We start from the raw sequence: 19,786 nt of genomic DNA, 5'->3' as shown, positions 1-19,786 counted from the left end.
CGGCTGCATCCTCGGCGGGCACGGCATCACCGCCTGGGGCGGCACCTCGGAGGAGTGCGAGCGCAACTCGCTGCACATCATCCGCACCGCCGAGCGCCTCCTCGCCGAACGCGGCCGACCCGAGCCGTTCGGGCCGGTGCTGGACGGGTACCAGGCCCTGCCGGAGGGTGAACGCCGGGCGCGCGCCGCCGCGTTGGCGCCGCTGATCCGCGGCCTGGCCTCCACCGACCGGCCGCAGGTCGGCCACTTCACCGACGCCGAGGTGGTGCTGGACTTCCTCGCCCGCGCCGAGCATCCCCGCCTCGCTGCCCTGGGCACCTCCTGCCCCGACCACTTCCTGCGCACCAAGGTCCGCCCGCTCGTCCTCGACCTGCCCGCCACCGCCCCGTTGGACGAGGTCGCCGCGCGGTTGAAAGAACTGCACGCCGCGTACCGCGAGGAGTACGCCGCCTACTACGCCCGGCACGCCACCCCGGACTCGCCCGCGATGCGCGGCGCCGACCCGGCCATCGTGCTCGTTCCCGGCGTGGGCATGTTCTCCTTCGGCAAGGACAAGCAGACCGCCCGCGTGGCAGGCGAGTTCTACGTCAACGCGATCAACGCGATGCGCGGCGCGGAGTCGGTGTCGACGTACGCGCCGATCACGGAGGACGAGAAGTTCCGCATCGAGTACTGGGCGCTCGAGGAGGCGAAGCTGCAGCGGCTGCCGAAGCCGAAGCGCCACACGGGCCGGATCGCGTTCGTCACCGGAGGCGCGAGTGGGATCGGCCGGGCGATCGCGCAGCGGCTCGCGGCCGACGGCGCATGCGTGGTCGTCGCGGACGTGGACGGCGACAAGGCCGGGCACGTCGCGCGCGACATCGGCGGCCGGGACGTCGCGCTCGGCGTACCGGTCGACGTGACCGACGCCGCGCAAATCGAGGCGGCCCTCGATGCCGCGATGCGCGCGTTCGGCGGCGTCGACCTCGTCGTCAACAACGCCGGCCTGTCGGTGTCGAAGCCGCTGCTCGACACGACCGAGGCGGACTGGGACCGTCAGCACGACGTGATGGCGAAGGGCAGCTTCCTCGTCGCGCGCGCAGCCGCGAGCGCGATGATCGCCCAGGGCGTCGGCGGCGACATCGTCTACGTCGTCTCGAAGAACGCGCTCGTCGCCGGCCCGGACAACGTCGCGTACGGCGCGACGAAGGCGGACCAGGCCCACCAGGTCCGCCTGCTCGCCGCGGAGCTCGGCCCGCACGGCGTCCGCGTGAACGGTGTCAACCCGGACGGCGTCGTCCGCGGCAGCGGGATCTTCGCGGGTGGGTGGGGCGCGCAACGCGCGGCGGTGTACGGCGTCCCCGAGGCCGAGCTCGGTGCGTTCTACGCGCAGCGCACGCTGCTCAAGCGGGAGGTGCTCCCCGAGCACGTCGCGGACGTGGTCGCCGCGATCGCGTCGGACGAGTTCAGTCGCACGACCGGACTGCTCGTCCCGGTCGACGCCGGCATCGCGGCGGCGTTCGTCCGGTGAGCCCGGAACGTCGCGTCTTCGCCGCGGTCGACCTCGGTGCGACGAGCGGACGGGTTGTGGCCGGCATCGTCGACGGCGACGCGATCGGGCTCGAGACCGTGCACCGGTTCCCGAACGGCGTGCACGAGGCCGTCGGGCACCTGCGCTGGGACCTGACGACGCTGTACGACGAGGTGCTCGCCGGGCTCGCCGCGCTCGCCGGCCGGTACCCGGAGGTCGAGTCGATCGGGATCGACACGTGGGGCGTGGACTACGGCCTGCTCGACGGCGAGGGCAACCTGCTCGCGGAGCCGATCGCGTACCGCGACGAGCGCACCGCATCCGTGGTCGAGAGCGTGCACGCGCGCATTCCGCGCGACGAGCTGTTCGCGATCACCGGCTTGCAGCTCCTGCCGTTCAACACCATCTATCAGCTCGCCGCCGAGCGGCGGGGCCCGTGGTGGGAGAAGGCGGCGCGCGTCGTGCTGCTGCCGGACCTGCTCGCGTACCGGCTGACCGGCATGCTGTGGACCGAGGCGACCATCGCGTCGACGACGGGCCTCGTCGACGTGCGTACCGGCGAGTGGTCGACCGTGCTGCTCGACCGTCTCGAGATCCCGCACGAGATGCTGCCGCCGATCGAGCCCACAGGCGTCGCGCGTGGACGTGTGCGCGCGGACCTGTGCCGGGCGCTCGGGTTGCGCCCCACGACCGTCGTCACGACGGTCGGCGCGCACGACACCGCGTCCGCAGTGGCCGCCGTGCCCGCGACGACAGGCGAGTTCGCGTACGTGTCGAGCGGTACGTGGTCGCTCGTCGGTCTGGAGCTCGACGCACCCGTCCTCACCGACGCGGTGCGCGAGGCCAACTTCACGAACGAGCTCGGCGTGGACCGCCGCACACGCTTCCTGCGCAACACCGGTGGCCTGTGGTTGCTCGAGGAGTCGCTCCGCACGTGGCGCGAGCGCGGACACGACCACGTTCTCCCGGCACTGCTCGACGCCGCCGCCGCGCTCCCTGCGGGCGGTCCGGTGGTCGACGTCGACGATCCCGTGCTCGTCGCCCCGGGCGACATGCCGGCGCGCCTCGCACGTGCCGCGAAGCGTGAGCTCGTGAGCCCGGCCGAGACGGTCCGGTGCGTCGTCGACTCGCTCGCGGCCGCGTACGCCGCGACCATTTGGCGGGCGTCGCAGCTCGCGGGACGACGGGTGGACGTGGTCCACGTCGTCGGCGGCGGATCGCAGAACGACCTGCTGTGCCGGTCGACGGCCCAGCTGCTGCAGGTACCCGTCGTCGCCGGTCCCGTCGAGGCGACCGCGCTCGGCAACGTGCTCGTGCAGGCGCGCGCGCACGGCGCCGCACCGGCGACGCTCGAGGAGCTGCGCGCGAACGTCGCGCGCTCGCCGTCCACACGACTGCGGAGGTACGACCCGTCGTGAACCCCTACCGCACGCTGCGCTCGGTCATCCGGCTCGAGCGCCTCGAGACCGACCCCGTCGAACGCCGGCTGCGGCGCGCCGCATCGGTCGCCGACCTGCGCCGCGTGGCGAAGCGTCGCCTCCCGGGCGGCGTGTTCGACTACATCGACGGCGGCGCCGAGGACGAGCGCACGCTCGCGGCGAACCAGGCCGCCTACGCGAGCACGACGTTCCGTCCCCGCGTCCTCCGCGGCGTCGCGAAGGTCGACGTGTCGTCGGCCGTCCTCGGCCGTCCCGTCGGCTACCCGCTCGTCCTCGCGCCGACCGGCTTCACGCGCATCGCCGACCCCCAGGGCGAGCTCGCCGTCGCCCGCGCGGCCGAGCGCGCCGGCCTGCCGTACACGCTGTCGACGCTCAGCACACGGTCGATCGAGGAGGTCCGCGCGGTCAGCGACGGTCGGCTCTGGTTCCAGGTCTACGCATGGCGCGACCGCGCGCTCGTGAAGGAGATGATCGACCGCGCGAAGGGCGCGCGCTACGAGGCGCTCGTCCTCACGGTCGACACGGTCGTGCACGGCCGGCGCGAACGCGACGTCCGACGCGGGTTCGAGCTGCCCCCGAAGATCGGGCCGGGCACGTTCGTCGACGGTGCCCTGCACCCGGCGTGGACGTGGGCGTTCGTGCGCAGCGAACCGATTCGGTTCGCGAACGTCGTCGGACGTGAGGTCGGCGACGGCGCGTCGCCCGTCACGCTCGCGGACTACATCAACACGCAGTTCGACCCGACGTTGTCGTGGGCCGACGTCGAGTGGCTGCGCTCCGTCTGGGACGGGCGGATCGTGCTCAAGGGTGTCCAGACCGTCGCCGACGCGGTGATCGCGGCCGACAACGGCGTCGACGCGATCGCGCTGTCGAACCACGGTGGCCGTCAGCTCGACGGCGCGCCCGCCACGTTCACGCTCGTCGCCCCCGTCGCGGACGCGGTTGGCGGCCGGACCGAGATCATCTGCGACGGCGGCGTGCGGCGGGGGAGCGACATCGTGAAGGCGGTCGCGGCCGGTGCGAACGCGGCGATGGCCGGGCGCGCGTACCTGTACGCGCTCGGCGCGGCGGGCGAGCGGGGTGTCGACCGCGTCCTGCAGTGGTTCCGCGCCGACATGGAACGCGTCATGACGCTGCTCGGTGTGTCGAGCGTGGGTGAGCTCGATCGCTCGTTGCTGGACCTTCCGGAGGGAGAACGGTGACCGACGTCGTACCGACCCGGCTGCGCATCGAGCACGGGCCCCGCCCGCTCGGTGTCGCGTTCGCGCGGCCGCGCCTGTCGTGGTGGCTGCCGCCGGGCTCGAGCCGTCAGCGCGCGTACCGCGTCGAGGCGACCGTCGACGGCCGGGCGACGACGACCGCGGAGATCGAGGCGGAGGAGCCCTTCCTCCAGCCGTGGCCGTTCGACCCGCTCGGCTCACGCACGCAGGTCTCGTGGCGCGTCCAGGTCCGCGACGACGCAGGGTGGACCGACTGGTCCGCGCCCGACGAGTTCGAGACCGGGCTGCTCGACCTCGACGAATGGGACGCGCGCTTCGTCGGCGCGCCCGACGGCGTCGACCCGCTGAACCCGCGCGGCGAGCGGGGCGCGTTGTACTTCCGGCGCACGTTCGCGGTCGACGAAGCGGTCGAGCGCGCGCGCATCTACGCGACCGCGCACGGGATCTACGAGCTCCACCTCGACGGTGTCCGGGTCGGTGACCTCGAGCTCACGCCCGGCTTCACCGCGTACCGGTCCCATCTCGAGGTGCAGACCTACGACGTCACGCCGTTGCTCACACCGGGCGAGCACACGCTCGTCGCGACGGTGACCGACGGCTGGTGGCGCGGCAGCGTGGGCTTCACCCGTGAGGACTGCTGCTACGGCAAGGCACTCGCGCTGCTCGCACAGGTCGAGCTCACCGACGTCCGCGGCAACCGGCACGTCGTCGCGACCGACGAGTCGTGGGACGTCAGCGGCGACGGGCCGATCGTCGCGGCCGATCTCATGGAAGGTGAGCGCGTCGACCAACGCGTCCCGTTCCCCCCGGTCACGGGCTGGACCGGGGTGGACGTCGTCGCGCCGCCGGATGCCCGGTTGACCGTGTCGCCGGCCCCACCGACCCGCCGGGTGCAGGAGTACCGACCCGCGTCGGTGACACGCCTCGACCCGGGGCGTCAGGTCGTCGACCTCGGGGCCAACATCAACGGCTGGGTGCGCGTCGCCGGCGCGGCACTCGGCGACGCGGGCAACGTCGTTCGCCTTCGTCACGGCGAGCGGCTGGGTGAGGACGGCGACGTCGACGTGCGTCACCTCCAAGCGTTCGACTTCGTGACGCGGACGTCGCTCGGAGCCGGACAGGTCGACGAGGTCGTGAGCAGCGGTGCGGGCGCGCCCGACTTCGAGCCGCGCCACACCACGCACGGCTTCCAGTTCGTCGGTGTCGACGGCGCACGCGACCTCACGACGGTCGACGTCACCGGCGTGCTCGTGCAGACCGATCTCGTCCGGACGGGTCGGTTCCGGTGCAGCGACGAACGCGTCAACGCGCTGCACGAGGCGACCGTGCTCAGCTTCCGCGACAACGCGTGCGAGATCCCGACGGACTGCCCGCAGCGCGAGCGCGCCGGTTGGACCGGTGACTGGCAGCTGTTCGCCCCGACGGCGTCGTTCCTGTACGACGTCGCGGGCTTCAGCGAACGGTGGCTGCGTGATCTCGCGGCGGACCAGTGGGACGACGGGCGCGTCCCGAACTTCGTCCCGGAGCCGTTGCCGCCCGCCGCTCGGACGAACGCCATCGCGAGCTACCTCACCGGTTCGGCGGGATGGGGCGACGCCGCGGTGCTCGTCCCGTTCCAGATGTGGCAGTCGTACGGCGACGTACACGTGCTCGAGCGCCAGTACCCCTCCATGCAGCGGTGGGTCGACTTCGCGTTGGGGCGCGCGGCCGAGCACCGGCACCCGTCGCGCGTCGCCGCACGACCCGAGCCGGCACCGCACGAGCGGTACCTGTGGGACATCGGGTTCCACTGGGGCGAGTGGTGCGAGCCCGACGCGGACACCATGCCCGTCATGACCGGTGAGCGGGACGTCGGCGAGGTCGCGACCGCGTTTCTGTTCCGTTCGCTCTCGACGCTCGCCGAGGTCGCGCGGCTCGTCGGGAAGCCAGACGACGCGACGAGGTACGACGATCTCGCGCGCGAGGTGCGCGCCGCGTGGCAGGCCGAGTACGTCGCAGCCGACGGTGAGGTGACGCCCGTGACCCAGGCGAACCTCGTGCGCGCGCTCGCGTTCGGGCTCGTCGACGACGAGCACCGCACGCGTGTGGCGGACGATCTCGTCGCGCTCATCCGCGCCGCGGGCACCCACCTCGGCACGGGGTTCCTCGCGACACCGTTCCTGCTGCCCGTGCTCGCCGACACCGGCCATCTCGACGTCGCCTACGAGCTCCTGCTGCAGACGACGCCCCCGTCGTGGCTCGCCATGATCGAGGCCGGTGCCACGACCGTGTGGGAGAACTGGGAGGGCATCGACGCGGGCGGCAGCGGGTCCCTGAACCACTACAGCAAGGGTGCGGTGGTCTCGTTCCTGCACGAGTACGTCGCCGGGATCCGCCCGATCCCCGGCGTGCCCGCGTACCGCCGCTTCGAGATCCGTCCCTGCCCCGGGGGCGGCATCACGTCCGCGGAGGCGCGTCTCGACACGCCGTACGGACCGATCGCGTCGTCGTGGCGGGTCGAGCACGGTGCGTTCGTGCTCGACGTCGAGGTCGCGCCCGGCAGCGAGGCGGAGGTGACGCTGCCCGACGGCGCAACGCACGCGGCCGGTCCCGGTCGTCATCGCTTCGAAGCCCGGATAGCGTCGTGACGACCGTCAATTCCATCGACCGCCTGGCGCAGATCCGCGCGCGCGTCGACGCCGAGGGTCGCGTGCGCGTCAGCGACCTCGCGCTCGAGCTCGACGTCTCCGAGATGACCATCCGGCGCGACCTCGACACGCTCGCGGAGCAAGGCCTGGTCCGGCGCGTCCGCGGCGGTGCGATGGCCCTCGGTCCACAGCTGTTCGCCGACCGCTTCCGTCAGCAGACGCGCGCGAAGGATCGCATCGCCGCGAAGCTCGCGGTCCTGGTGGGCGAGACGGGGGCGATCGGCGTCGACGCGTCGACGACGTTGCAGCGGCTCGCACGCTCGATCGACGGCGCGCGCGACCTCACGGTCGTGACGAACGGTCCCGAGGCGTTCGCCGCGCTGCAGGACCGGCCCGGCGTCACCGCGCTGCTGACGGGCGGGCAGCTCGACCGCAGGACCGGAAGTCTCGTGGGTCCCCTCGCGGCGCGGGCGGCGCGTGATGTGGCGCTCCGGCGCCTGTTCGTCTCGGCCGCCGGGATCGACCCGAGCGGTACGACGGAGACGACGCTCGAGGAGGCGGACGTGAAGCTCGCGCTGGCGGACGTCAGCGGCGAGATCGTCGTCGCCGTCGACCACACGAAGCTCGGCCAGCGCGGGTCGGCCCGCTGCCTCCCCGTGGAGCGGATCGACGTCCTCGTGACCGACCTGGATCCGAAGGACCGGCGCCTCGACGCGTACCGGCGCACCTTGAAGGTGGTGTGACGATGACGTTCCGGTGGGGCGTGGTCGGGCCGGGCGCGATCGCCGCGCGGTTCGCCGACGGCATGACGCTCGTCGACGGCGGCACGATCACCGCGGTCGCGTCACGCGCGCTCGAGCGCGCGAACGCGTACGGCGACAAGTACGGCATCGCGACCAGGTATGCGAGCTACGAGGACCTCGCCGCGGACTCCGAGGTCGACGTCGTGTACGTCGCGACCCCGCACTCGCGGCACGAGCGGGACACCGTGGTGCTCGTCGAGGCGGGCAAGCACGTGCTGTGCGAGAAGCCCTTCGCGCTGAACACGCGGCAGGCACAGCGCATGGTCGACGCGGCGCGCGCGCACGGCGTCTTCCTCATGGAGGCGATGTGGACGCGCTTCCTCCCCTCGTACCGTGCGCTGGTCGACGTGCTGGGCCGCGGCCGGATCGGCGCACCGCTCGTCGTCGAGGCGGACTTCGGGTTCCGGATGCCGGTCGTACCGGAGCACCGGTTGTTCGACGCGAGCCTCGGCGGCGGCTCGCTCCTGGATCTCGGCGTGTACCCCGTGCAGCTGTGCTCGCTCGTGCTCGGCACTCCCGACCGCGTCGTCGCCGACGGCGCGATCGGGGAGACGGGTGTCGACGAGCGGGTCGCCGGCGTCCTGCACCACGCCGATGGATCGCTCGGCGTCGTGAAGGCCGCGATCCGCGCGTCGTTGAGCTGCACGGCGCGCATCACGGGGACGGACGGCTGGGTCGAGCTCCCCGCGTTCATGCACTGCCCGGACTGGATCACCGTCGGCGGTCCCGGTGGGGTGGAGCGCATCGATGCCGCGTACGCCGGTGACGGACTGCGCTTCCAGGTCGACGAGGTGCACCGCTGCATCGGCGACGGACGCACCGAGAGCGACATCATGCCGCTCGACGAGACGCTGCGCATCATGACGACGCTCGACGCCATGCGCGCGCAGCTGGGCGTCGTCTACCCGGGCGAGTAGCGCGCGTCTCCTACTCCGCGAGCTGACGTTCGAGCGGGCCGATGCTGTCGCGCAGGCCGCCGGGCCGTGACACCGCGAGCCAGGAGTCGCGGTGGAGTTCGACGGCCTCGCGCAGGTCGTCAGCCATCTCCCGACGATCGGGCGCCTTGGCACCCGCGCGGGCGAGCAAGCGGTACGCACCGTGACGCGCCAGCCGCGTGGCCGCCGTGAGCTGCAGCGTGGCGGCGGCCGCGTCGCTCGACGTCGGCTGCGAGGCAGCGATGTCGTCGAGCGCAGCGTCGAGGTCGTCGACGACCGAACGGACCGCGTCCGCATCGGGTTCGCCGAACGCGAAGAACATGGCGTCGGGCACGAGCGCGGCCTGCAACGGGCTGCCGTTCAGCGCGTGTTGGCCGGTGCGCGACCACACCCGGCCGATGCGGTCGAGCACGCGCCCCAGGCGGCGCGTCGAGTCGCCCAGCACGAGGTCGTCGATCGCGGCCGTCACGTCGACATCGGGGCTCGTGTCCCCGCACCACGCGGCGGCGCCACCGAACAGGATCCCGGGGAGGCTGACGACCGGTGGTTGCAGGTGGCCGTTGTCGCCCCAGTCGGTCACGAGGACTCCGTCCGCGCGCCGGTCGAGGCCGGTGCGGACCGCGTCGTCGATGTTCCCGAACGCGTTGTCGACCCGACCGACCAGCGAGTTCCACGTCGACGTGCCCGGCGCGAGGAGGTACGGGCGCCCGACGTCGCCGTAGTGGTCGAGCAGGTGCGCGAAGCCGTCCGTGAGGTCGCCTTCCGCGTACCCGAGCCGCGCCATCAGGTCGTCGAACCACGGCGGCAGCGGACGCGCGACGGGAGCGCCGGGCTGCTCGTAGGTCCAGGGCACCGGGACGACGCCAGCCGGGAGCTCGCGCAGCAGCGCCGGCTCGTGACGCAGCATGTCGTCCCACATCTGCACCTCGTAGCCGTCTGCGAGCAACGGCGTCGCGATGCGCAGCACGTGCTCGAGGAAGACCCGGCCGCGTGACGTCTGCTCGGCGCGTTCGCGGCTGACGCCCTGGCCGAGCTCCATCGCCTCGTCGCAGCCGATGTGCACGCGCCGACTCGTGAAGCACGCGAGAAGCTCGTGGAGCAGGTCGAGCGCGAGTCGCGCGTTGTCCTCGGTCGGCGCGAGCACCGTCGGCGGCAGCACGACCCCCGGCATCATCTCGAACCCGTCCGGGCTCTCCGCTCGCGCGCGGTACTCGTCGTGCGCGAGCCAGCGGCCGAAGTGGCCGAAGACGTTCTGGTTCGGGACGAGCTCGATGCCCGCGGCCGCGCAGACTCCGTCGAGCCACCGGATGTCGGCGGGCGTGAGCGGCGACGCGTCGCGCCACACGACCTCGTGGTCGCGGTACGCGAAGGTGTGCTCGGTGTAGAGCTGGAGCTGGTTGTAGCGCGCCAGCGCGAGCACCTCGACGAGCCTCGCGAGCGTGTCACGGGTCGGGACGCGGTCGCGGGAGACGTCGAGCATGTATCCACGCACCGAGAAGGCGGGTTGATCGGCCACATCGAGCGGCGGTGTGCCGTGGCCACGCCGAGCGAGCTGCGCGCGAACCGACTCGGCATGACGAGCCCCCGCGTCGTCGGCGTGCGCGATCCTGACGCCGTCGGACCGCACCTCGAGCGTGAACCCCTCGGACGGCAACGACTCGTCGACTCGTCGGTCGACGGCGAGCGTCGCCACATCGACGTGCGCGCCGTCGTGGACGACGAGATGGCGCGGACGGGGGAAGAGTGCGATGTCGTCGGCGCTCACGCGCGACGGTCTATCGCGACGGGCGGCGCTCCTGCTCGGCCTTCCACCGACGCTCGCGCTCCGGGACGATCCGCGCGCGCTCGCCCGTGGGGCGGAAGTCCAGCGTGTCGACGCCGAGCGCGTCGAGGACGACGCGCTCGACCGGCGTGTGCTCGCGCGCGTCCGAGAGGACGAGCGGATCGCGCAGCATCGCGGTCGTGTTGGAGATGATCCGCAAACGGTCCGTTGCGTTCACGGATGCGGTGTGCACGACGTACGGATGAGCCCAGACCACCGTTCCCTGCCGGGCGGTCAGGGCGCGGAAGTCGCGCGCCCGGGAGACGATCTCGCGAACGGGGAACCCGCCCGGTTCGACGCCCTCCCGGTGCTCGTCGAGGAACCGCGCGATCGGCGCGATCGAGTCGGCGACCGCGTACGTCGCGCCCTGCCGTTCGGTCACGTCGCGCCAGAACACGATGCCGAGGATCCCCTGCTCCGGGCTGTCGAGGAAGTGCCGGAACCAGTCGCCGTCCTTGTGCCAGCCGGCCGTCGGTGCGTCCCACTGCTCGGGCGGCCACCAGGCCACGTCCGGGTCCGGGAAGTTGACGATCAGGTTGTCGGCCAGGTCGCTGAAGGCGAGCGCGTCGCGCCCACCGACGAGCTCGTACAGGACGTCGGCGGCTCGCGGCGCGACGTCGGCCAGGGCGAACACGGTCGTCGGTGCGAGATGGGTGGGGCCCGTCGGCCACGTCGAGCGGTCGTCCTCGTCGACGCCGATGTCCGCGAGACGGCGCGCCACGACCTCCTCGCAGAACGCGGGGTCGAGCGCGTCCTCGACGGCGACCATTCCCTCGCGTATGAATCGTTCCGCGTAGTCACTCACGAGCAACGTCTCCCGTGCGACGCAAAGGTCGTAACGCTGTTATATCAGCACGGATCGTCGCTCGTCAGCGGTCGCCGAACGGTGTGGGCGCGTACCGTCCCACCCGACCGCTCCGCCCGGCGACGGAAGGACCACCTCCTGATGAGCGACGTGCACGACGAGATCGAGGCGATCAAGCAGCTGAAGGCCCGGTACTTCAGGCTGATGGACACGAAGGACTGGGACGCGTTCCGGGACGTGTTCACGCCCGACGTGGAGGTCGACACCTCCGTCGACGGTGGCGGTGTGGTGCACGGCGCGGACGCGTTCGTCACCTTCCTGCGCGGCGTGATCGGTGACGTCACGACCGTCCACCAGGGACACATGCCGGAGATCACGATGACGTCGCCGACGACCGCGTCGGGCGTCTGGGCACTCGACGACCGTCTCTGGTGGCCCGAGGGATCGCCGCTGCGCGCGATGCACGGGTTCGGTCACTACCACGAGACGTACGAGAAGACGAGCGGCGGCTGGCGCATCAAGACGCTTCGGCTCACGCGCCTGCATCGCATCCTGGAGACGGCCGAGTGACGACGGGACGAGGAGCTCGAATGAACGGCGGGGCGCTTCGGAGGTGGGGCGTCGCGGCGGTCATCGTCGCCGTCGTCGCGACCGCGTGCACGACGTCGCGCGGCAACAAGGCCGCGAAGACGACGGGCCGGTCGAGCGCGTCGTCGCAGGGTGAGGCGCTCGGCCAGGGCGTCACCGCCGGCACGATCAAGATCGGGTTCTCCTACATCGACCTCGAGGCGCTCGCCAAGACGGGGATCATCAAGATCGACCACGGCCCGTACGAGCAGATCATCACCGCGCTCGTCGACGACCTGAACAAGCGGGGCGGGATCAACGGCCGGCAGGTCGAGCTCGTGACGGCCAAGTTCTCGGCGATCGGCAACACGGACCAGCTCGCCGCGTGCACGAAGTTCACCGAGGACGACAAGGTCTTCGCCGTCCTCAACGGGTTCCTCGGCAACAACGACCTCTGCGTCGTGCAGCAGCACCAGACGATCTTGATCGGCGGCACGTCCAGCGACGCGCAGCACGCCCAGGCCCGCGCACCGTGGGTGACGTGGGACCCGAGCGCCGAGCGGTCCATCGACGCGCTCGTTCGGGCGCTCGGCGAGGCCGGTGACCTGAAGGGCCACACGATCGCGGTGTACGCGGCGCAGGCCGCGTACAAGCCCCTGCTCGACGTCGGCGCGAAGGCGCTGAAGGACGCCGGCTACAAGGTCGCGGACGTCGCGTTCAACGACGCGCCCGACAACGACGTGCAGGCCGCGGCCGCGCAGGACAAGGTCATCGCGCAACGGATGACGAGCGAGCGGGTCGACACCGTCGTCGACGTGGGGCAGTTCATCCCGGGTGCCGACTTCGACGCCGCCGGGTTCCACCCGCGGCTGTACTCGACGTCCGTCGGCAACATCGCCGCCGCCGTCTTCACGAACCCGCTGGGCAAGTTCCCGCTCGTCGCCGGTCTCGCCGCGCCCGGCGCCGAGCTCTCCGACCCCGCGATGCAGCGCTGCGTCCAGGTGTGGAAGCAGGCGACCGGCAAGGACATCGTCGGCCCCGAGCAGGAAGACCTGCAGGGCAGGTCGAGCGGGTACGTCGCGATGCAGATCGCGTGCTCCTCGCTCGACCTGTTCACCGCGGCGGCGAAGGCCGCGGGGAAGAACCTGAACAACGAGACGTTCGCGAAGGGGCTCGCGACGCTGAGCCACATCGACCTGCCGGACGCGCCGGACGCGTCGTTCGGACCGGACAAGTTCGACGGGCAGGACCGGTTCCAGCTCCAGAAGCTGGACCCGACCTGGAAGCAGGGCTCGGGCAAGCCGCAGTTCGTCGACGTCGGCCCGGCGTTCACGCTGACGAGATAGCAGCGAGCGGGACGTGCCCGCGCCGCTCGCCATGGCGGCCTCTCGACATGACGGAAGCCCTCGGGTATTGTCCCTAAGCCTTAGGGGTCCGTGAGTCCCGACGGCGCGTCGAAGCGGAGGACCAGCCCATGGCGGACGGTGAGCGGCTCGTCTCGGCGGACTCGCACGTCCGCCTGTCGCACGACCAGATCAAGTCGCACCTCGCGGTGAAGCACCACGACGAGTACGACCGCGCGGTCGACGAGTTCACCGCGCGCGTCATGGCGAGCGGTGCCGGCAAGGCCAACGCGTCGGCGATGCAGCGCTACGACCACCCCGCGTTCAACCGGCCCGGTCACGGCGATCCGTACGCGCGCCTCGAGGACATGGACACCGACGGAGTCGACGCGGAGGTCGTGTACTGCGAGGTGAGCGCGTACCGCTACCTCTACCTGCTGCGCGACGGGTGGCGCGAGGCGACGCGCGCGTTCAACGACGCGATGCACGAGTTCGCCAGCGCGGACCCGAAGCGGCTCGTCGTCTCGTATCAGATCCCGATCCACGACGTCGCCGCCGCCGTCGACGAGGTGCACCGCGTCGCCGCGCTCGGCGGCAAGTCGCTGCAGCTCCCCGTCTTCCCGACCGAGCTCGGTCAGCCCGACTACTTCCACGAGCGGTACGACCCGCTGTGGTCGGCGATCAGCGAGACGTCGTTGCCGATGTGCTGCCACATCGGCCTCAACACCGCGCTCGACGATCTCACGCGCCGCGACCCCACACCGCAGAACGGCGTCATGGTCCCGATGACCGGGCTGAGCGCGGGCGAGGCACTCGGCATGTGGATGCTCACCGGCGTCCTCGAGCGCTTCCCCGAGCTCAAGCTCGTGTTCGTCGAGCCGGGACTCGGCTGGGTGGCGTGGTACCTCTGGATCGTCGACGACATGGCCACGCGCCAGAAGTACGACTTCCCCGAGCTGCGAGAGCTCCCGAGCTTCTACTTCCACCGCAACATCTCGCTGACGGTCATCGACGAGCCCGACGGGCTGCAGCTGCTGCGTCACCGCATCGGGGTCGAGAACATCATGTGGTCGACCGACTACCCGCACCCGGTGTCGACCTGGCCGCGCTCGCGCGAGATCGTCGACGAGCAGTTCGCCGGCATCCCCGCCGAGGAGCGTGAGCTGATCGTCTCCGGCAACGCGTCACGCGTCTGGAACCTCTGAGTGCCTCCGAAGCGTCACGCGAAGCCGCTCGACCGTGACACCGTCGTGCGGACGGCCGCGGACATCGCCGACCGCGAGGGTTGGTCCGCGGTCACGCTCTCGCGGGTCGCGCGCGAGCTGCATCGCCACGTCACGTCGATGTACACGCACGTCGACAGCCTCGAGGCGCTCCGACGGCACGTCGCACTGCTCGCCGCGACGGAGATGGGCGAGCTGCTGTGGACCGCCGCGCTCGGACGCTCGCGCGACGACGCCCTCGCGGCGATCGCGGACGTCTACCGCAGCTACCCCCGCCAGCACCCGGGGCGCGGCGAGGCGCTCCTGACGTACCGGCAGCGTGACGACGCCGAGTTCGTCGCGGTGACGTTGCGAATGAGCGAGCCGTTGCGCGCGACGTTGCGCTCGTACGGCCTCGACGACTCGCAGGTCGAGCACGCGCACCGCGTCTTCAGCGCGACCCTGCGCGGGTTCTCGGTCGGCGAGAGCGTCGGCCTCTACGAGCCCCTCGGCGACACCGACGAGACCTACCGCGAGATCCTCGAGCTGTTCCGCACGATGCTCGCATCCGGTCGGTGGCCGGGCGCCGCGCGCACGTCGCGTACGAGGACGACGCGCCGATGACCGGGGCGCTCGCCGGGCTGCGCGTCCTCGACGTCTCGTGGGGGATCGCCGGCCCGATGACGACGATGCTGCTCGCGGACCAGGGCGCCGACGTGGTGAAGGTCGAGCCACCAGGCGGTGACCCGTTCCGATCGCTCTCGGGCGCGCGGGTCTGGCACCGCGGCAAGCGGAGCGCGGTCCTCGACCTCCGCGACGCGCACGACCGTGCGACCTTCCTCGCGCTGACGGATCGCGCCGACGTGGTCGTGGAGAGCTTCACACCCGGCGTCACGCGGCGGCTCGGCATCGACTACGAGACGGTGCACGCGCGCAATCCGCGTCTCGTGTACGGGTCGATCACCGGGTACGGCCGCGACACCCGCGACGCGCAGCGTCCCGCGTACGACGCGCTCGTCGCGGCGCGCACGGGGTTGCACTGGGAGCAGCGCGGGTGGTGGGGCGGGACGATCGAGCGTCTCGCCGGCCACGAGCCCGCGATCCCCGACCTCGACGTCCCCGACGGCGCGCCCCAGGGCGCGCCGCGCGACGGGCCGCTGTTCCCCGCGTCGTACTGGCCGAGCCTCGCGGCGTGCTTCATCGCGACGAGCGCGGTCAGCGCCGCCTTGCGTGCGCGCGAGATCACCGGACGCGGACAGCTCGTCGAGACGTCGCTCTTGCAGGCCGCGCTCTGTCTCGGCCTCGGGAGCCGTCAGCGGGTCGAACGTCCCGACGCGCCCGGGTTCGTGTCGTGGGTGCCCGACGCGCGCTCGCCGAAGGGCCTGTTCGAGTGCGCGGACGGTCGCTGGGTGCACCACTGGGTGCCGAACCCGCGCTTCGTGCTCGGCGCGTCGGCGGGTGAGACGTTGCGCGTCCCCGACGACGCCGCCACGCCGCGCGACGACCCGACGCGCATCGGCATGGCACCCGATGAGCTCGTCGTGCTCCTGCACTACTACCCGCTGATGGCCGACGCGTTCCGGCGCTTCCCCGCCGACGAGTGGGTGCGGGTCGCTGCCCAGGTGGGTGTGGTGCTGCAACCGGTGCGGTCACCGGAGGAGGCCCTGGCGGATCCCACGCTGCTCGCCGACGGGTGCGTCACCGAGCTCGACGACCCGGAGGTCGGGCGCATCCGGACCGTCGGGTTGCCGTACAGGATGAGCGAGACGCCCGGCGCGATCCGCCGCGCCGCACCGCGCGCCGGCGAGCACACCGACGAGGTGCGTGTCGAGGCGACTGCGCCGTTGCGCGACCGGCCCGCCGCGCGCGACGCACCGTTGCGCGGTCCGCTCGACGGCGTGCGCGTGCTCGATCTCGGCCTCGCCGTCGCGGGTCCCTTCGGCGCGCAGGTCCTCGCCGACCTCGGCGCCGACGTCGTCAAGGTCAACGCGCTGCACGACGAGTGGTGGCACGCGAACCACATCGCCTACTCGTGCAACCGCGGCAAGCGCAGCATCGCGGTCGACCTGAAGAACCCGCGCGGCCTCGACGTGCTGCACGCGCTCGTGCGCGACGCGGACGTCGTCATGCACAACATGCGGTACGACGCGGCCGAGCGTCTCGGCGTCGACTACGAGTCGCTGCGGCGCGTCAACCCCGCGCTCGTCTACTGCCACACGCGTGCGTTCGAGCGCGGTCCACGCGACGGGCTGCCAGGCAACGACCAGAGCGGTGCCGCGCTCGCAGGCGTCGAGTACGAGGACGGCGGCTGCGCCGACGGGGGAAGGCCGATCTGGAGCCTCACCTCGATGGGGGACACGGGCAACGGGTTCCTCGGCGCCATCGGCGTGATCCAGGCGCTCTACCACCGCGAGCGGACCGGTGTCGGACAGTTCGTCGACACGTCGATCCTCTACGCGTGCCTGCTGAACACGTCGTACGCATGGACGTTGGCCGACGGGACGCCCGGCCCGCGACCGCGTCTCGACAAGATGCAGCTCGGTCTCGGCCCGCTCTACCGGCTCTACCAGACGGCCGACGGTTGGCTGTGTCTAGCCGCGGTGACGGACGAGCATCGCGACCGGCTCGCCAAGGCGCTCGGCTCCGCGCTTCGCGACGACCTGGGCGCGCACCTGGAACGGGTCTTCCGCACGCGCCCGGCGCGTGAGTGGTTCGAGCTGCTCGACGGGCACGGCGTGCCCTGCGAGGTCTCGTCCGACTCGTACGCCGTCGAGATGTTCGACGATCCCGAGCTGGTCGATCGCGAATGGGTCGTGACGTACGCGCACCCGCTCGTCGGGAGGCTGGAGCAGTTCGGCCGCGTCGTCGACTTCTCCGACACGCAGCCGCCGATCCCCCGCCCGCCGCTCGTCGTCGGCGACCACACGCGCGAGATCCTCACTGATGCGGGCCTCTCGACCGACGAGATCGACGCGCTCGTCCACGACGGTGTCGTGCGAGACGGCTCGCGGTAGCGATCATGCCGTCGGTCATCCCGCCCGTCCCCGGCGCCGACGACGCCTTCTTCTGGGACGGCGTGCGCGCGGGCCGGCTGTTGCTGCAGGCGTGCGCGGACTGCGGCGCGGTGCGACACCCGCCGGCTCCGATGTGCGCGCGGTGTCGCTCGTTGCGCCACGAGGCGCGTGAGTCGACGGGGCGCGGCACCGTGTACTCGTGGATCGTGTCGCGCCACCCGACCGAGCCGGACGCGCAGCCGCGGATCGTCGCGCTCGTGCAGCTCGACGAAGGCGTGCGCCTCGTGTCGAACCTCGTGGACGTCGAGCCCGCCGACGTGCACAACGACATGCCGGTCGAGGTCGTGTTCGTCGACCACGACGGCACGGTCCTTCCCCAGTTCCGCCCCACGACCCCGTTTTGGGAAGGCTCAGACACACATGGTGTGCATGAGGCTTCACAGAAGGCGGGGGGAGCGTGATGGCGCGCTTCGACGACGTCGTCATCGCCGGGATCGGGCACACGGAGTACTCGAAGTGCTCCGGTCGCAGCACGCTCCAGCTCGCGGCCGAGGCCGCGAGCGCGGCGATCGACGACGCGGGTCTCGCGCCGCGCGACGTCGACGGCATGGTCACGTTCACCCTCGACGACAACGACGAGCTCGAGCTGATGCGTTGCCTGGGGATCCCCGAGCTTCGGTACTGGTCGCGCACGCCGCACGGCGGGCCGGGCTCCAACACCATGGTCCAGCACGCCGCGGCGGCGGTGACCGCCGGAGTTGCGGACGTGGTCCTGCTGTACCGGGCGTTCAACGAGCGGTCCGGGCGCCGGTTCGGTCAGCCGAACGCGCGCGCGAGCGTGCCGGGACTCAACTGGTACATGCCCTTCGGTCTCGACACGCCGGGCAAGACGTACGCGCTGCAGTTCCAGCGCTACATGCACGAGTTCGGCGTGACCAACGAGGACTTCGGGCGTTACAGCGTCGTCGCGCGCAAGCACGCGGCGACGAACCCGAACGCCTGGTTCCATCGCCGTCCGATCACGCTCGCGGACCACCAGGCGTCACGGTGGATCGTCGAGCCGGTCCTACGACTGCTCGACATGTGCCAGGAGAGCGACGGCGGTGCCGCGCTCGTGGTCACGCGCGCGGATCGCGGCCGCGACCTCCCGAACCCAGCGGTGCGCGTCCGCGCCGCGGCCGACGGGCACCTGGTCGACGGCAGCGTGATGCACAGCTACTACCACGCCGATCTCGCGGAGCTCCCCGAGGCGCGCTTCGTCGCGCGCCAGCTCTACGACGCCGCGGGCATCACGCCGCGCGACGTCGACGTCGCGATGATCTACGAGAACATGAGCCCGATCGTGTTCCTGCAACTGGAGGCGTTCGGGTTCTGCGGTCGCGGTGAGGCGCGCGACTTCATCGCGGACGGCAACATCGAGCTCGACGGCTCCCTCCCCGTCAACCCGAACGGCGGGCTGCTCGGCGAGGGCTACATCCACGGCGTCAACAACGTGATCGAGGGCGTGCGTCAGGTGCGCGGGAGCGCCGCGAACCAGATCCCGGACGTCGGGCACGTCCTCGTCGCCGCGGGCCGCAGCGGCCTGATCCTCGAACGCGCCTGAGGAGGCCGGCTATGCGCTCGGCTGCTGCTCGCCGGTGCGGTAGTCGCCGAACTTCGAGTCACGCGCGTCGAGCGCGGCGGTGAGCCCGCGCTTCTGCGTGTTGGCGACGAACTCGTGCAGGCTCTTCTGGTGCGTTCCGAGCGCGCACAGCTCGGTGCCGACCCGGATCGCGGTGCGCAGGCCCATGACCTCCATCCCGCGGTGCACGATGCGCTTGTTCAGGCGCACGATGTCGGGTGGCATCTTCGCGATGCGCGACGCGACCTCGAGCACGCGCTCCTCGAGCTCCTCGACCGGGTACGCCGCGTTCGCCCAGCCCAGCTGCACGGCCTCGACGCCGGAGATGGAGTCGCCCGTGAGCATCATCTCCATCGCCTTGCGCGGTCCGATGTACCAGGCGTGGAAGTGCATGTCGGGAACGCCGAAGCGAACCGCCGGGTAGCCCATCTGCGCGTCCTCGGCCATGTAGACGAGGTCGCATCCGGTCGCGAGCTCGCTGCCGCCCGCGAGGCAGTACCCGTGCACCTGCGCGATGACCGGCTTGGCGAGATCCCAGATGCTCATCCAGCTCTCGGTGACGTGGCGCGGCCACTGGCCCTCGCCCTCGGGCGTGTAGAAGGGCATCTCGTGACCCTCGTTGCCACCGCCGAGGTCGTAGCCGGCCGAGAACGACGGTCCTGCGCCGCGGATGATCTGCACGCGCACGTCGTCGTCGGCATCGCCCTCGCGCAGCGCCTGCAGCAATTGGCCTCGCAGCGGGTGGTTGAGCGCGTTGCGCTTGTCGGGCCGGTTCAGCGTGATCCGCCGCACACCCGGCAGGGGCTCGTCGACGAGGACGTGGTCGTACTGGTCGTACCTGACGCTGCTCTGCACGGCGGCCTCCGGGACGCGCGGTC

General features: G+C 71.7%; 16 protein-coding genes. 13 read left to right on the top strand and 3 right to left on the bottom strand.

Features of this window, described 5'->3' with window-relative positions; genetic code table 11:
- The 6 genes from rhaD to VFC33_12230 form a co-directional block, all read left to right on the top strand.
- On the top strand, positions 1-1,510 hold a 1,510-nt coding region (rhaD, locus tag VFC33_12255; GenBank protein HZR14008.1), incomplete at its 5' end, for a bifunctional rhamnulose-1-phosphate aldolase/short-chain dehydrogenase.
- A complete protein-coding gene (locus VFC33_12250; GenBank protein ID HZR14007.1) occupies positions 1,507-2,928 on the top strand; it encodes an FGGY-family carbohydrate kinase in 1,422 nt (473 codons plus the stop codon). The genes rhaD and VFC33_12250, both read left to right, overlap by 4 nt.
- On the top strand, positions 2,925-4,151 hold the full coding sequence (locus tag VFC33_12245; protein ID HZR14006.1) for an alpha-hydroxy acid oxidase: 1,227 nt from the start codon (positions 2,925-2,927) through the stop codon (positions 4,149-4,151). Before VFC33_12250 ends, VFC33_12245 begins: the two co-directional genes overlap by 4 nt.
- Complete coding sequence (locus VFC33_12240) at positions 4,148-6,796, top strand: family 78 glycoside hydrolase catalytic domain (GenBank protein HZR14005.1); 2,649 nt, start codon at positions 4,148-4,150, stop codon at positions 6,794-6,796. The genes VFC33_12245 and VFC33_12240 overlap by 4 nt, the downstream gene beginning before the upstream one ends.
- On the top strand, positions 6,793-7,539 hold the full coding sequence (locus VFC33_12235) for a DeoR/GlpR family DNA-binding transcription regulator (GenBank protein HZR14004.1): 747 nt from the start codon (positions 6,793-6,795) through the stop codon (positions 7,537-7,539). Before VFC33_12240 ends, VFC33_12235 begins: the two co-directional genes overlap by 4 nt.
- A gap of 2 nt (positions 7,540-7,541) precedes the next feature.
- A complete protein-coding gene (locus VFC33_12230; protein ID HZR14003.1) occupies positions 7,542-8,516 on the top strand; it encodes a Gfo/Idh/MocA family oxidoreductase in 975 nt (324 codons plus the stop codon).
- 10 nt (positions 8,517-8,526) lie between these two features.
- On the opposite strand, the gene VFC33_12225 is transcribed toward VFC33_12230, so the two are convergent.
- Positions 8,527-10,299 carry a beta-N-acetylhexosaminidase gene (locus VFC33_12225; GenBank protein ID HZR14002.1) on the bottom strand — a complete coding sequence of 591 codons (1,773 nt, stop codon included), beginning with the start codon at positions 10,297-10,299 and terminating at the stop codon, positions 8,527-8,529.
- Between the two features lie 10 nt (positions 10,300-10,309).
- A complete protein-coding gene (locus VFC33_12220) occupies positions 10,310-11,161 on the bottom strand; it encodes a phytanoyl-CoA dioxygenase family protein (protein HZR14001.1) in 852 nt (283 codons plus the stop codon).
- A gap of 141 nt (positions 11,162-11,302) precedes the next feature.
- On the opposite strand from VFC33_12220, the gene VFC33_12215 reads away from it, so the two are divergent.
- The 7 genes from VFC33_12215 to VFC33_12185 all read left to right on the top strand — a co-directional run bounded on the left by VFC33_12215 (position 11,303) and on the right by VFC33_12185 (position 18,890).
- Complete coding sequence (locus VFC33_12215; GenBank protein HZR14000.1) at positions 11,303-11,731, top strand: nuclear transport factor 2 family protein; 429 nt, start codon at positions 11,303-11,305, stop codon at positions 11,729-11,731.
- 20 nt (positions 11,732-11,751) lie between these two features.
- The gene (locus VFC33_12210) at positions 11,752-13,074 is read left to right on the top strand and encodes an ABC transporter substrate-binding protein (protein ID HZR13999.1); all 1,323 of its coding nucleotides are present in this window, start codon (positions 11,752-11,754) and stop codon (positions 13,072-13,074) included.
- Positions 13,075-13,202: 128 nt separating this feature from the next.
- Positions 13,203-14,276 (top strand): amidohydrolase family protein, encoded by a 1,074-nt coding sequence (locus tag VFC33_12205; protein HZR13998.1) that lies wholly within the window; start codon positions 13,203-13,205, stop codon positions 14,274-14,276.
- Positions 14,277-14,897, top strand: a complete 621-nt coding sequence (locus VFC33_12200; protein ID HZR13997.1) for a TetR-like C-terminal domain-containing protein — start codon at positions 14,277-14,279, stop codon at positions 14,895-14,897.
- Positions 14,849-17,287, top strand: coding sequence for a CoA transferase (locus VFC33_12195; GenBank protein HZR13996.1), 2,439 nt, complete (start codon positions 14,849-14,851; stop codon positions 17,285-17,287). The genes VFC33_12200 and VFC33_12195 overlap by 49 nt, the downstream gene beginning before the upstream one ends.
- A gap of 5 nt (positions 17,288-17,292) precedes the next feature.
- Positions 17,293-17,748, top strand: coding sequence for a Zn-ribbon domain-containing OB-fold protein (locus tag VFC33_12190; protein HZR13995.1), 456 nt, complete (start codon positions 17,293-17,295; stop codon positions 17,746-17,748).
- On the top strand, positions 17,748-18,890 hold the full coding sequence (locus VFC33_12185) for a lipid-transfer protein (GenBank protein ID HZR13994.1): 1,143 nt from the start codon (positions 17,748-17,750) through the stop codon (positions 18,888-18,890). Before VFC33_12190 ends, VFC33_12185 begins: the two co-directional genes overlap by 1 nt.
- Positions 18,891-18,899: 9 nt before the next feature.
- On the opposite strand, the gene VFC33_12180 is transcribed toward VFC33_12185, so the two are convergent.
- On the bottom strand, positions 18,900-19,763 hold the full coding sequence (locus tag VFC33_12180; GenBank protein ID HZR13993.1) for an enoyl-CoA hydratase-related protein: 864 nt from the start codon (positions 19,761-19,763) through the stop codon (positions 18,900-18,902).
- Positions 19,764-19,786 lie beyond the last annotated feature (23 nt).

This window comes from Acidimicrobiia bacterium (genome assembly GCA_035651955.1).
Lineage (GTDB): Bacteria > Actinomycetota > Acidimicrobiia > IMCC26256 > JAMXLJ01 > JAMXLJ01.
This window is presented reverse-complemented; position numbering and strand designations above follow the sequence as displayed.